Raw genomic sequence first — 13,359 nt, forward strand, 5'->3', positions numbered from 1 at the left:
CCTTTCAATTTCGAGAGTGGTTCCCGCTGCTAACCTTAAATGCTTACTTTGTCTTCAGATGCTTGTTCAGGATGATTTTGGTCAACCGGCTGACTAAACTGAACAATCGCCATACCCGTTACCCATTCCGGAATTGGCTCATAGCATGCGACACTTGCATCAAAGCTTTGCAGTACACCAAGCAGGACCAGCCAGTTGTGAATTTCCTGACCGCCATTACCTAAATGCTCCTCAATATAATCCGCACTCCAGTTTCTTAATGCAGTAAATTCCTTCTCGGTAATCAATCGTAAAAATTCACGGTCCATTTGTTCATTAACGGGCCCTGATTTAATTCGTGTGACATTTGTTTCCCGTAACTTTAAATATTCATCAAGCTGGTCTATTTCCTGACGGCCATTTTTTAAGACTTGTATCAAGGATTGGTCTTCTGGTTTTTCACTCTCAATCTTTGGAATCGGCACCCAGTGAGATAAACCACCCGAAGCGACAATCGCAACCTTAAGATCTTTATCCCATGACTCAATCGCTTTACGAATCACTTCGCCGACTTGGAAACAGCGGTCCATCGTTGGCAGCGGCGGCGCCGACGTATTCACAGCTATTGGAACCACTGGAATTTTTAAATCTGGATTTAAGAAGTAAATTCCTTGTGTATGGCCATGATCGACTTTCATTTTTAACGTAAAGGCAAAATCAACATTGCTTTCTAAACCGGTGTGAAGGATATGCTTCGCTAAGTCTTCTTGCACAGGGATATGGTATTTCGGCAGCTGCCAGTCTCCCCAGCCTTCACATTCGCCTATCCCAATGGTAAATGCAGGCATTTGGTCGTAGAAATAACTATTGAAATGATCATCCGATATCAATACAATCACGTCTGCTCCTGAATCTTCGATTACCTTTTTCATTTCAGACGCAGTTTGGAGGAAGTGCTGTCCTTTATCTCCGCCTCCCGCTTCATTTGTCATGATCATCGGACTATGCGACATTGCGACGCCTGCAATAATTTTAGCCATTTGATCCTCTCCTTTTTTAAGATATCCTTAATTTCCTAGACTCAGCTATTTCTTTATGCCAAATAATGGATAGTTTCCCCTTTAAAAATAAAGGCATAACATCGATACATTTGAGCGTTGTACCATCATTCATTACTGCTACTTTTGTTTGAAAAGAACCTCTTTCATTTTTTATGGTAACCTTATAGCTTCCTGGACCTGGAAGAGTATAATAGGGGTAAAGTGTGAATGATATTTCATCCCATTCGCATGGAGTTTCATAGAATCGACCGAGTAAATCGTGCAGTTCTGCAACCTTCCCGTTTAACAGCCGATCACGAATACAGGTGGAACTTATTTTCTCGCCCCGGAGCTCTACCTTTGCTACCTTGGTGACATCAATTCGTCCGCCTGAGTCCTGTTTTAACCGTTCCAAATTACCCGCACCACGAGAGCCATATGAAAAATCAAATCCTGCGACTGCATGAACGACACCAAGACCATTCAAGTATTGCGTAACAAACTGTTCTGGTGATAATCCGGCAAACTCTTTATCAAATTCAACAATATAAAACGTATCGACTCCCAGGTTCCGAAGCTTCGCCTCTTTTTCCGCAAGCGGCATTAAATAATGGACGTGAATTTTCCCATTGGAGATAACGGTTTTCGGATGTGGGAAGAAACTCATGACAGCTAAAGGCACTTGTTTTTCGCCTGCCTTTTGATAAGCGGTATTGATGACTGCACAATGTCCATGATGGAGACCGTCGAAACAACCAAGGGCCATCACATTTGGCCTCGCCTTTTCCTGCCATTCTGCCAAATTACTCCGGTTTACATGAATTGTTTCCATAACAGTCTCCTCTCATCATCCTTAGATTGTCACAGGCAATACTTCTACTAATGAACGGTACTTTCCATTATAAAAAATCAGTGGTTCTGCATCTTCAAGGTGAATATCCGTTACTTTGCCAATAAACAAGGTGTGGTCCCCTTCAACATGTTCAGCTGATACTTCACATGCAACTTGTGCAACGGCACCAGATAATACCGGCTTTCCATCAAGGCGGTCAAAGACCACTTCCTTGTGCTCCTTCAATTGTCCAGCGAAAATCATCGAAAGCTCTTGCTGGTCAGCGGCTAAGATATTCACAGTGAAAATCTTGCTTTCTTTTATTTTGTTTAAGATTTTTGCCTTTTCTCCGATAGAAATAACGATAAGTTTTGGGTCAAGCGACACAGACATGAACGCATTCGCTGTCATTCCGTGAACGTCTCCCTCTACTTCTGTTGCAATAACGGTTACCCCTGTGGCAAACTTACCCATTGCACTGCGAAACTGACGATCATCCATTTTAAAAATCCTCCTCTGATAAAAATTTCTATAAAGCTTGTTATCTATGATTCGTACCCTTCGAATTTAACCTCTAACTCCACTGTTAAAACCAAATAACTCCTGACCATATGCAGCAACCGCATCTTCGTATAAAGAAGTTTTATGTGTGGCAACGGCGATGATATCCCTTAAGAACAATTCCATTGGTCCGCCTTTATAAAGAGCGCCTCCGCCAAGAGTTAACAGAGATCTTACGGCAATATCCGTGCAAATCTTAATCGCTTTTGTGCGAATCGCAAAGAATTCAGATGGAGGAGTCATACAGCCATCTGTTTCATAGTTTTCAAGCAGATTAATATATTTTTCTAGCAAAGCTTCCGCCACGTGGAAATCTGTTGTCATTTCGGCTAATACCCGCTGACTTCTTGGTGACTCACTTTCCCTTACTCCATCCATTAAGCGCACACGTTTTTCAGTAAGCACTTTAAATTCCTTAAGTATCCGTTCTGCCCCGCCCAGGGCCATGTAACCGAATCCCAAATAGAAGGAAGGAAAGAATGGGACATGATAAAAAGGATAGTCTGTGTCATATTCTTCTAGCGGTGGTCTTCTTGTAAGCTCTGCTTGATCTAAACGTAAAATCCGCTCCATTGGGACATACACTTGATCGGCAATAATTTGGTTACTGCCTGATCCTCTTAAGCCAAATGTATCCCAGTTATGGACCACTTCCACCTCGGATGTTTTTAGCATTGGCAAACAATATACAGGTTGTTCGCTGTCAGGGAACTGAATCATAACCCCAACACCAACCCAATCACTATAATTGACACCACTGACAAAACTCCACTTGCCACTGATACGATAACCATCGCCATCCCGTTCTGCTTTTCCTAATGCAGCAAAGATATCGCAAATTAATCCGCCCTGATGAATGATTTCGTCTGCACCCTTTTCAGGAAGAAAAGCTGGAAGCATATTATGAAGCGGATAAAGATAGGTAAGCCAAGCTGCTGAAATATTGTAATTCGCCACCTTACGAACGACCTTAGCAAACGTTTTCAAATCTGCCTGTGGTCCGCCATATTTTTTTGGAAGCATCATCCGTGAAATTTGCGTTTCTTTGATGAGGTTCACCACATTTTGTGATATAGTCGCATTTTTCTCTGCTTCTAATGCTTCTTGCTCTGCCAATTTTCCGATTCGTTCCGCTCCGGCTAGTAAATCTTTAACTGTGACATCTTCCCCTTTTAATACAAAACTTGCCATCGTTCTACACCCCTTCTGTTTGATTGGTTGAGAAAAATAATAGGTTATGGACTAACGTCCGTTGGTCAATTTAGCTGGCATCGCTTACATTTGAAATCGAACTAGGTTTTTACTATTTCAACCTTGTAAATAAAGTTTATATAATTTGGAATTTTCATACTAGGGCAAAAAATGTCTATGTTTTTTAATTTACTAGACAAATTTTGTTCATCACAGAGAAATCAACGGTGGAAAAAGGCAGAAGAAAAACCACCCGGCTTAATCCGGATGGCTCTAATCTAATGTGAGTTCCCCTATGGCAATCAACGATTTTATAATCAGTAGTAATTGATGCATTTCATCTGAATCGCGAAGGTCTTTTTCTAAAAAGCTTTCGATCCGGCTGATCCTATGCCGGAGCCCGCTCATCGATAAAGACAAATCACTCATCGTTTGCTCAAGCTTCCCCCCATTCAACAAAAAACTATACAAAGTTTTTAGAAGTTCGAGGATTTTTGGATCTGTCATGTTATATAGAGGTCCTAATTCTTGCTCTGCAATTAGTTTAATCCCACTGATATTTTTCGCGTTAATCAGTACTCCTACGATTCCTAATGATTGAAACGGGACGATATGCTTCTTGACTGCTAATCGTAAAGCAATGGTTGCTTCCTCGTAACATCTGGATGCTTGGCAAATATCATCCTCTAAATGGCTGATACCGCATTTAAAATGACCTTGTGGATATTTTTTTAACATATAATCGAGGTATTCTTTTATCACATCATAGATCGCTTTCTTTTGAATGGTTTCATTGGTAATCAATAACACCATGTTGCCATCCCGGTGTCCAACCAAGATATTATGCTTTTTCTCATTGAAATAATGAAAGGTCGTTTCAAAAATCTGTTCCTGCAGAAGAAACTCATCTTCAATCGAACTTTGGATTTTTTTATATTCCACTACCGATAGATAATATTTCTGCTCAAGATCTACACCAGTATATTTCCCACGATTGATGATCTCATTTGTAGACAGCCTGCCCTCTACTATTTGTTCAAGAAAATTTCCCTTCATTCTCTCAAACGTTTCTACTTTTGTTTTCTCATTTAAGAGAATGAGTGATGCCGCATTGGCAAATCGGTCTAAAAACAAATAATCCTCTTCGTGATGATGATTTTTCAATTCATCATAAAGCAAGCTACAATAACCGATTACTTCTTTTTGTAAAAGGATTGGGGTGATGAGACGTTCCTGAATCGAAGTTTGGATCACTTTTTTTCTAAAAGGTAAAAGTGACTTCGTGCTTAATCGATTTTCTTGAAGATAACTTTCCATATCCTCTCGATAATCCAAATATTTTTCCTTCGATAGCCCTGAATAGGTAATCGTTCGATGTAACGTATCTTCAACGATAATGGGAATTTGCATCATTTTATATACCATATCAGCTAGGGTTTGCAAATCACTGCCATTAATAATCTCTTCGGTTAATTTGTTTTGAAAATTGGCCAAGCGAGTGACGACATTTTTTTGATCCAATAATTGGTCATAGGTTAACTCAAGTTCTTTTACAATCGGTGTTTCATTATAATAATCGAGTTCATGCTCATCTTGCAGTTCCTTTTCCCATTCCTTTTTGGGCTTCATCACCCATCGGCACTCCGAATCGCCCTTCCCCACACAAGTGATTTCTCTCGACAGAAGTGATTCTCCAAATATCGTTGTCATATAACCGCTCGCAAATCCGCTCAATGTGTGACAAACCGGACCATTAGATACTCCGAGATGCTTTATATGCTCCTCAGCCTCATAAGAATCAATCCATGTTCCGGATGAAAAGAAATAATGAATCCGGCTTTGTTCATCTAACTCATAAGAGCAATCATGTTTAATCCCTCTTATATGCCCATTTTGAATGTGGAGAATCGGCCCATGTTTGATGAGATTTTCTAGTGAGGATTCGGTATGCACCACTTCATTGGCAATTTTAACACCCATTTCCCAGCCATAATGAAATAAAAATCCCTTTATCCTCTTAATGCCAATATTCTTTGCCAGTTGCTGCCTGAGAATCCCGAAAACGGATGCAGATGTAACAATCTTACGGTCACCTGCAACTACCTCGTGGCTATAACTCTCCTCCGAAACTTTGACGTTCATGCTAACACATCCTGTTTTCATGATAGATAGCATACGTCCTTCTAGTTGAAAACAAATCTTTTCGTATGCCTTAAATTTCAGTTACTTTAATCATAAGGCTTTTCAAATAGACCATCAATCAAAATCCACCATTTTTCCACGAAGAGCACCTTAACCTAGAGGATCTTCTCCAAATCGTTCCCATAGATTTGAAAAAATAACCTCAACAAAATCTTTGATAGTATAGTCCTTCATATATTAGGATTTGTTATTAGGTTCCACAGTTATGACGACATTTCCCTTTTTGTGTCCTTTTTCGACATATCTATGAGCCTTAACGATTTCTTCGAACGCATAGGATCTATCAATGACCACTTTTAACTTCCCCGTCTCTACAAGTTCTTTAAGAAAATCTAGAGCTTCTGAAGTTTCAGGTGAGTTTTGACTCAATATTAGTTTTTTGCTGCTTGTCAATTTAGTCCATAGCATTCGAACACCTGGTAACGGTACTGTGACATTTATATAGGTTCCGTCCTCCTTTAGCGATTTCATACAATCCGAAAACGAGCTCTTGTCAACCGCTTCAAAGATCACATCATAAGTCTCGCCTTTACTCGAAAAATCTTCTGCAGTGTAATCAATTACCTGATCCGCTCCTAAAGATTTTACCAATTCTATATTCGTGGTACTGCATACCCCTGTAACATTTGCTCCGAGATATTTGGCAATCTGAACTGCATAACTTCCTACACTTCCTGAAGCACCGTAAACTAGAACCCTTTGACCGCTCTGAATGTTAGCTTTTCTAAGAAAATACAATGCGGTGCGTGCTCCAATCGGAATGGCAGCGGCTTCCTCATATGTTATATTGGAGGGCTTAATAGATACTGGTCCATCTTCAGGCAGACACTTATACTCGGCATAAGCACCAAAACCCAATAGAGAAGCAGCAAAAACCTGATCACCTTCCTGAAACCTTTTGACATCTTTCCCTACTGACTCAATTTCCCCAGCTAACTCCATCCCCAATGTAGTTTTTTTTGGTTGTCTAAAACCAAGTGTTATTCGGGCAGGCAGCCAAAAAGCGGGAGGAACTGTAAAACTCTTTGCCCGAATATCTGCTACCGTTACGGTTGTCGCTTTTACTTTTATCAGGATTTCATTTTCCTTAGGAGAAGGTTTTTCTACCTCTTTCAGTTGAAGAACGTCGGGGGGGCCGTATTTTGTGTACTCAATTGCGCGCATTTATTCTCCTCCAATTCGTTATAATCATTAATATCTACGAAGGTCTACGAACTAATAGAACGAGGATTCACTCCTTAGATCGCACGGCTTTTCGTATTTTATCAGGAAAAATATGTTAATATTATTCTACTAAGCATAATCAATTAAAGGAAGCAGGTTCTTTAATCTGAGCTGGCTATTTTATAGGAGGAGATATAAATGAAAAAAATGATTAGTGTGCTATCTATCCTTGTTTTAAGTTTTTTACTTTCTAATGTCATTGCTGAGGCAAAAACACGAACAGGCGGGACGAGGGGGACGAGTCCTAGCTATACCAAACCGTCTACGTCTACTCCGAAGACTTCGCCGTCAAAACCGAGCTCAAGCAGTACAACAAACACAACGACAAAACCGACAACTTATTCCTCACTTAGAACAAAATATCCAAAATCTACACGTTATTTTTCTGGCGATGTGTTATCAACAACGCTTGTTTTTGGAACGATTTTATTAATGTTAAACGATGGAAACGATGTTGAACCTACATATGCGGATGAAGAAGGGAACGTTTATACGCTTGCAGATTTAGAAGAGATGGATGTCCAAATACCAGAAGATGAACCAGTAGAAGATGATTTATATTCTGAAACGGTTAGTTTTGATGAAAATGAATCGGACACGGAAGTGCCTGAAGAAATAGAAACAGCATCTTCTTACGAAAATTTTGAAAACGAAACATACTACGAAGAAGAAAATCACTCATTTAATTGGCTCTGGCTTATCCTCCCTGTAACTGTCGTAGTGATTGCATTATCTTTTTTACGGAGAACTAAAAAATAAAAAACGCTAAATGGGCGTTTTTTTTGTACATCTATTAGGGGGGTGGAATGGCAAAATGGTGATGAATGTCCCTATGTCCAACCGGAATTACTTTTTTATTTCAATTTAGAGTATATGTAGTTAAAATAGGTTTTATATGATTTTGAGTAAAGAAGGAGAATAAATTGACTTTAGAGAACAATAAGTACCAGGATCAATCATTGTTTAGTATCACGTGGCCTCTATTTATCGAAATAACGCTTCATATGAGTATGGGAATTGTTGCTACGTTAATTTTAAGCGGATATTCAGACAACGCTGTTGCAGGAGTTGGAGTAGCCAATCAGATTCTTAATATTTTTATTTTAGTATTTAACATCACAGCCATCGGAGCGACTATCCTTATCGGTCAAAATTTAGGAGCAAACCGATTGGACCGGGCGCGACGCCTTGCAAGATCTTCCTTTGGAGTGAATTTCTGGTTTGGAGTTGTGATGACCATTATTGTGGTTGCTTTTGGCGGTTTGTTTTTAAAATTTTACGGACTTAGCGGTGAAGTTTACGATTTTGCTTACACCTTCCTTACCATCATAGGTCTATCTCTTTTCCTTGAAGCCATTTCTTTAGCTTTAAGTGCTGTTTTGCGCAGCTACGGACATACAAAAGAAACCATGGTCGTTACGGTCATCATGAATGTGATTAGTATGATCGGTTCCTTTATTGCCATTAAAGGATGGTTCGGCCTTCCTGTAACAGGTGTTGCTGGGGTGGCCTATTCCATATTTGTTGCCCGGATTTTTATTATTGTAGCACTGTTTTACTTTGTTTATAAACAACTAGCTTTAAAGTTTCATATAAAAGATATTTTTAAAATTAATAAAACCGATGTAAAGGAGCTTCTGTCCATCGGGATTCCATCCGCTGGAGAAAACCTTTCCTATCAATTTTCTCAAGTGGTGATTACAAGCTTTGTCGCACTTACCGGTGATGCAGCATTAGCCGCACGGGTGTATATTTTAAATATATCGATGATTTGCTTCCTGTTTACAGTTGCAATTGCCCAAGGGACACAACTTTTGATTGCCCGCTATATCGGAGCTAAGCAATACGACAGAGCCCTGAAGAGGGGTCTTAAGACATTAAAAATTGCAGTCATTGTTTCAGCTGCGGTTTCTCTTGCTGTTGCTTTAATTGGTAAGCCCATCTTAACTATATTTACAACCGATACTAGCATTATTGCTATAGCTCTTCCAGTATTGTGGGCGATTGTATTTATTGAACCTGGCCGTGCCATGAATATCGTTCTTATGGGTTCTTTAAAATCAGTAGGTGATGTACGGTTCCCAGTTGTCATCGGTGTGATCTGCATGTGGGGCATTGCCGTAGTATTTAGTTACTTTTTCGGAATTACACTTGGTTTAGGACTACTAGGAGTTTGGCTGGCCCAAGGACTTGATGAATGTATCCGAGGATTTTTCGCCTTGAACCGGTGGGTCTCCAAACCTTGGTTAAAGAAAAAAATTGCCGAACAGAAAGTATCGCCAAGCGTGTCTTAGATTACTAGCTTACTTCGCTAACATTGCTGCCAAAATGGCGGCTTTTTTTTTGTACGAACGGACCAGATTTACAAAAAGTGTTTACTAATGATGCTTGTAGGCAACTAACTATTGCTATCATACGAAACGAAAAAAAAGCACTATATAAGACGATGATTGCCTTAAAAAGTGCCGTGTTAAAATTAGCCTCTTAAAACTCTAAAGGCTTCCCTTACTTTTCTTGCAAATTGCAGTGGTGGTTCAACTGATTCAAAGTGCATGTACATTGCTCTAGGTTCTTCAAACAACCAGTGATTATGAACAGCCGTAACGATAATATCCCGTTTTCGAAGTTCCGTTAATAAGGGGTTAATTTCTTCTTGTAAAAGAACGGTTTCACCTAAATTTAACGCATTCCCTTTTCTATCTAAATTTTCAAAAGAAAAAAATTGAGGATTAACTAGTGGAGAATTTGTTTCGCGTCCAAGAATTCTAAAGTTAATATTACGAAACTTTTGCACTAAACAAACTCCATTTTCATCTAGGCTTCCACTCCCACCAAGTATCCTAGCAAATTCTTGACATAGGTCTCTTCTCTCGTCCCAACTCATCATGTAATCTCCTTTGTTATAGTTATTTTACTAAAAGGATTTCCCTTTGCTATTACACTATGATTTACTTTTTAATTTTGAGTGGACAAGAGTTTAATGACAGTTATTTTTTTCTGCTTTCTTACGGAATCATTATTTTATACGCCAAACGGTTTAGGGTATTCTGAAATCTGTTTAATTCCATTTTTCCTGCATTAATTGTTTTGCAATGGTATATCCAATTAGGAATGCTGATGCAGATGTGTTGCCATCAACCGTAAAGGGAATAATCTGTGCATCGGCAACAATTAGATTATTGACTCCATGTACTCTTCCAAAACGATCAACTACGCCAGCTTTATTAAATGGTGCCATTCGTAGTGAACTTTGTTGATGGTGATTATGACCGAAGTTTTCTTTAATGAAATTTTCAAGCTTTTCATCATGCGCATGGCTCCAGTAAAGCTTGCCCTAAAAAATGCAGTTGAGGAACTGCAGGTCCAGTCCCCACAACAATATAGTCAAATATATTTTTTGACCGGCTTTCATTGCATTCCCCTTTTTTTCAGTTTAATTATCTTATGAAAAAACACCGGGGGAGTAGTGGGTGAAGATACACTTATTCACTCTTCCTATTTGTTATTTTAGATTATATGATAAGAGAAGTTCTGAAAGTGGATGGTATATTTTCAATCGAATTGGATGGTTAATAATTGATCTAGTTGAGATATTATTAAATTATTAAAAACTAATAACAAATTAAAGCTTTAACGGAGATGATGGAAAATGACCTGGGCTGTAATTTCGATAATTCTTTTAAGTATTGTTAAAATATTAATGACTTGTCTTCCAACTGGTCCTGTGGAATGGCTTATAAGGAAATTTGAAATTCATTCTAAACTTAGTGAACCGAATGTCACCGTAACAATTGGCGGAAAACTCTTAGAAGGTATAGACAAAATTCAAGTTATTCATTCCTTTAACGAAGCAACATTTTTAAAGCAGCATTATATATTTCCAGGGACCGATATTTGCATCCAGAGAACAGTGAGACTCCAATAGTTATTGATACGAAAAGAGGCATAAAAGATGTTAGGTTATTTGTTTTTAGCTACAACGATCGCATTGATGTAGTAAAACAGTACAAGAAGAAAGTAGTTGCGTATAGCCTCCTTTCAGATCATCTCCAAAAAAGTTCTTTAGCCGTACAGGGGATTTAGTTTAATAGATCAGAAGAAAGTCGGTTTCAACTATTTGTGAAAAGTCGTACTTAAACTATCGGAGTGCGATTGTTGACTAGAAAACACCTATACCTATCCTCAGCTTTTCTAGAAATTGAATAATAATTTTACTCTGATATGAAAATGAACACGGGAGCCTTGTGCCTGTGTTCATTTTTGTTGGTCAAGACCCTTTTTTCTCTAACTCTCCTTCACCATTTATATAAAAATATAGAAAAATAAAAAGAACCCTGATGAGCGTTATCAGGGTCTCTTGAAAAGTATTTAATCAACCGTTTGGTTAGTTTTTCAGCCCATGTATACCAGGGGTTGTCCGATTTAATTAACCGTTTAGTTAGTTTTTTCTCCACTCTTTTTATGATCATGCAAAGCTTTGACTTACAATCTTATAAATTCTCTTAAAAACGATTGAGTGAATCTATTCACTAGCAACCTTGGATTCTACATCCAAGGGTCTAACTAAAGACCAACTCTTTTTCGCTTAGACCAAGCGTCTTTGCTGTTGATGTATGAATTTCGTGCAGAAGCTCGGGGTTTTCCATTAGCGACATGCCATAAGAAGGAATCATTTCTTTGATTTTCGGTTCCAACCTATTCATATGTTGCGGGAAGCATTTTTTGATTACTTCAAGCATAACGTGCACGGCAGTAGAAGCACCCGGAGAAGCGCCTAGTAGTGCTGCGATCGAGCCATCAGCAGCAGTAATCACTTCCGTACCAAATTGAAGCGTTCCTTTGCCGCCAGCTTCAGTATCCTTGATAACTTGCACACGTTGGCCTGCTACTACTAAATCCCAATCCTCGCTTTTGGCGTTCGGGACAAACTCACGTAACTCCTCCATGCGTTGTTCTTTCGATAACATAACTTGCTGAATCAAGTATTTTGTCAATGACATCTCTTTTACGCCTGCCGCCAGCATAGTTAAGATATTATCTGGATTTACAGAAGTTACTAAATCAAACATTGAACCAGTTTTTAAGAACTTTGGTGAAAAGCCGGCAAATGGTCCAAATAGCAACGATTTTTTATTGTCGATAAATCTTGTGTCAAGATGCGGAACAGACATTGGCGGAGCACCAACCTTAGCTTTGCCGTATATTTTTGCATGATTCTGCTCTACAACATTCGGATTATTGCACACCATAAATATTCCGCTTACCGGGAATCCTCCAATATGTTTTCCTTCAGGAATACCGGATTTTTGCAGTAAATGCAGACTTCCTCCCCCGCCTCCAATAAAGACGAATTTTGCCGTATGGCGTTCGACCGTACCGCTATCGAGATTCTGCACTTTCAATTCCCACAAGCCGTCGCTCGTACGTTTAATATTATTAACACTATGTTTGTAGTTTATATTGACATTTTTACTCTCTAAGTGATCAAACAACATCCGTGTTAGGGCACCAAAGTTGACATCCGTTCCAGCGTCCATTTTAGTTGCCGCTATCGGTTCATTCACTTTACGGCCTTCCATGATAAGCGGAATCCATTCCGTCAGTTTATCATGGTCATCCGAAAATTCCATCCCTTGAAATAGAGGATTGTTTGACATAGCTTCAAAACGTTTCTTTAAAAACGTAACATTTTGTTCCCCTTGTACTAAACTCATATGAGGCAGTTGTCTGATAAAATCCTGTGGATTATTCATCAGCTTGCTGTTTACAAGATAAGACCAAAACTGCATGGAAACCTGAAACTGTTCATTAATTTTTATTGCTTTACTAATATCTAAAGATCCATCAGGTTTTTCGACTGTGTAGTTAAGTTCACATAGTGCCGCATGCCCCGTACCCGCATTATTCCACTCGTTAGAGCTTTCCTCTCCTGCGTTAGCGAGCTTCTCAAACACAGAAATTTCACATTCCGGTACTAATTCTTTTAAGAGTGTCCCTAAAGTCGCACTCATGATTCCGGCGCCAATTAAAATGACGTCTGTTTTAGTTTCTATGTTGTTCATTTTCATCAACCTTCCCCTAAAATTTGGCTAGACGTCACACTAACCTAAGCGCGACCTAGTCACACACCTTTTCTATCTTAATTATAACCATTTATAGTGTAAAAATGTTGTTTATAGATTTATATACTTATATTATATGATAATTTCAAATTATTTAAAAGCCGGTAAAAAGTGAGAATCCTTTTATGAGTCCTAGGAACACACGTAACCAAAATAGACCAAAGTTGCAATGGTCTACTTTTTGTATTAGTCATTAAATTTTTTTTAG

The 13,359-nt window shown here is 38.9% G+C and carries 10 protein-coding genes and 2 pseudogenes; 3 read left to right on the forward strand and 9 right to left on the reverse strand.

Annotated features, from left to right (window positions below; translation table 11 throughout):
- Positions 1-35 precede the first annotated feature (35 nt).
- The 6 genes from J7E77_RS16715 to J7E77_RS16740 all read right to left on the reverse strand — a co-directional run bounded on the left by J7E77_RS16715 (position 36) and on the right by J7E77_RS16740 (position 6,969).
- On the reverse strand, positions 36-1,019 hold the full coding sequence (locus J7E77_RS16715) for a DODA-type extradiol aromatic ring-opening family dioxygenase (RefSeq protein ID WP_214715833.1): 984 nt from the start codon (positions 1,017-1,019) through the stop codon (positions 36-38).
- Between the two features lie 16 nt (positions 1,020-1,035).
- Positions 1,036-1,851 (reverse strand): FAD synthetase family protein, encoded by an 816-nt coding sequence (locus J7E77_RS16720; protein ID WP_214715835.1) that lies wholly within the window; start codon positions 1,849-1,851, stop codon positions 1,036-1,038.
- Between the two features lie 21 nt (positions 1,852-1,872).
- Positions 1,873-2,352: a flavin reductase family protein gene (locus J7E77_RS16725; RefSeq protein ID WP_168241969.1), complete on the reverse strand. Its 480-nt coding sequence runs from the start codon at positions 2,350-2,352 to the stop codon at positions 1,873-1,875.
- A 66-nt stretch (positions 2,353-2,418) separates the two neighbouring features.
- Positions 2,419-3,603 (reverse strand): acyl-CoA dehydrogenase family protein, encoded by a 1,185-nt coding sequence (locus J7E77_RS16730; protein WP_214715838.1) that lies wholly within the window; start codon positions 3,601-3,603, stop codon positions 2,419-2,421.
- A 273-nt stretch (positions 3,604-3,876) separates the two neighbouring features.
- Positions 3,877-5,745 (reverse strand): XylR N-terminal domain-containing protein, encoded by a 1,869-nt coding sequence (locus tag J7E77_RS16735; RefSeq protein ID WP_214715839.1) that lies wholly within the window; start codon positions 5,743-5,745, stop codon positions 3,877-3,879.
- A gap of 237 nt (positions 5,746-5,982) precedes the next feature.
- On the reverse strand, positions 5,983-6,969 hold the full coding sequence (locus J7E77_RS16740) for an NAD(P)-dependent alcohol dehydrogenase (protein WP_214715841.1): 987 nt from the start codon (positions 6,967-6,969) through the stop codon (positions 5,983-5,985).
- Positions 6,970-7,167: 198 nt separating this feature from the next.
- On the opposite strand from J7E77_RS16740, the gene J7E77_RS16745 reads away from it, so the two are divergent.
- A complete protein-coding gene (locus tag J7E77_RS16745; RefSeq protein WP_214715843.1) occupies positions 7,168-7,788 on the forward strand; it encodes a hypothetical protein in 621 nt (206 codons plus the stop codon).
- A gap of 164 nt (positions 7,789-7,952) precedes the next feature.
- On the forward strand, positions 7,953-9,323 hold the full coding sequence (locus J7E77_RS16750; protein ID WP_214715845.1) for an MATE family efflux transporter: 1,371 nt from the start codon (positions 7,953-7,955) through the stop codon (positions 9,321-9,323).
- A 182-nt stretch (positions 9,324-9,505) separates the two neighbouring features.
- Here J7E77_RS16750 and J7E77_RS16755 read toward each other — a convergent pair whose 3' ends face one another.
- Both J7E77_RS16755 and J7E77_RS16760 read right to left on the reverse strand, forming a co-directional pair.
- A complete protein-coding gene (locus tag J7E77_RS16755; RefSeq protein WP_214715847.1) occupies positions 9,506-9,913 on the reverse strand; it encodes a DUF1259 domain-containing protein in 408 nt (135 codons plus the stop codon).
- 174 nt (positions 9,914-10,087) lie between these two features.
- Positions 10,088-10,339 (reverse strand): annotated as a pseudogene (locus J7E77_RS16760) (GMC family oxidoreductase); the annotation flags it as partial.
- Positions 10,340-10,678: 339 nt separating this feature from the next.
- On the opposite strand from J7E77_RS16760, the pseudogene J7E77_RS16765 reads away from it, so the two are divergent.
- Positions 10,679-11,112, forward strand: a pseudogene (locus tag J7E77_RS16765) (YfmQ family protein).
- A 476-nt stretch (positions 11,113-11,588) separates the two neighbouring features.
- Here the strand turns inward: J7E77_RS16765 and J7E77_RS16770 are convergent.
- Positions 11,589-13,091, reverse strand: a complete 1,503-nt coding sequence (locus J7E77_RS16770) for a malate:quinone oxidoreductase (RefSeq protein ID WP_214715900.1) — start codon at positions 13,089-13,091, stop codon at positions 11,589-11,591.
- Positions 13,092-13,359: the final 268 nt, after the last annotated feature.

The organism is Bacillus sp. ISL-77, assembly GCF_018613105.1.

Coding starts and splice junctions, on each gene's coding strand:
- J7E77_RS16715 (WP_214715833.1), bottom strand. CDS start 1,019: ATGGCTAAAATTATTGCAGGCGTCGCAATGTCGCATAGTCCGATGATC.
- J7E77_RS16720 (WP_214715835.1), bottom strand. CDS start 1,851: ATGGAAACAATTCATGTAAACCGGAGTAATTTGGCAGAATGGCAGGAA.
- J7E77_RS16725 (WP_168241969.1), bottom strand. CDS start 2,352: ATGGATGATCGTCAGTTTCGCAGTGCAATGGGTAAGTTTGCCACAGGG.
- J7E77_RS16730 (WP_214715838.1), bottom strand. CDS start 3,603: ATGGCAAGTTTTGTATTAAAAGGGGAAGATGTCACAGTTAAAGATTTA.
- J7E77_RS16735 (WP_214715839.1), bottom strand. CDS start 5,745: ATGAACGTCAAAGTTTCGGAGGAGAGTTATAGCCACGAGGTAGTTGCA.
- J7E77_RS16740 (WP_214715841.1), bottom strand. CDS start 6,969: ATGCGCGCAATTGAGTACACAAAATACGGCCCCCCCGACGTTCTTCAA.
- J7E77_RS16745 (WP_214715843.1), top strand. CDS start 7,168: ATGAAAAAAATGATTAGTGTGCTATCTATCCTTGTTTTAAGTTTTTTA.
- J7E77_RS16755 (WP_214715847.1), bottom strand. CDS start 9,913: ATGAGTTGGGACGAGAGAAGAGACCTATGTCAAGAATTTGCTAGGATA.
- J7E77_RS16770 (WP_214715900.1), bottom strand. CDS start 13,091: ATGAACAACATAGAAACTAAAACAGACGTCATTTTAATTGGCGCCGGA.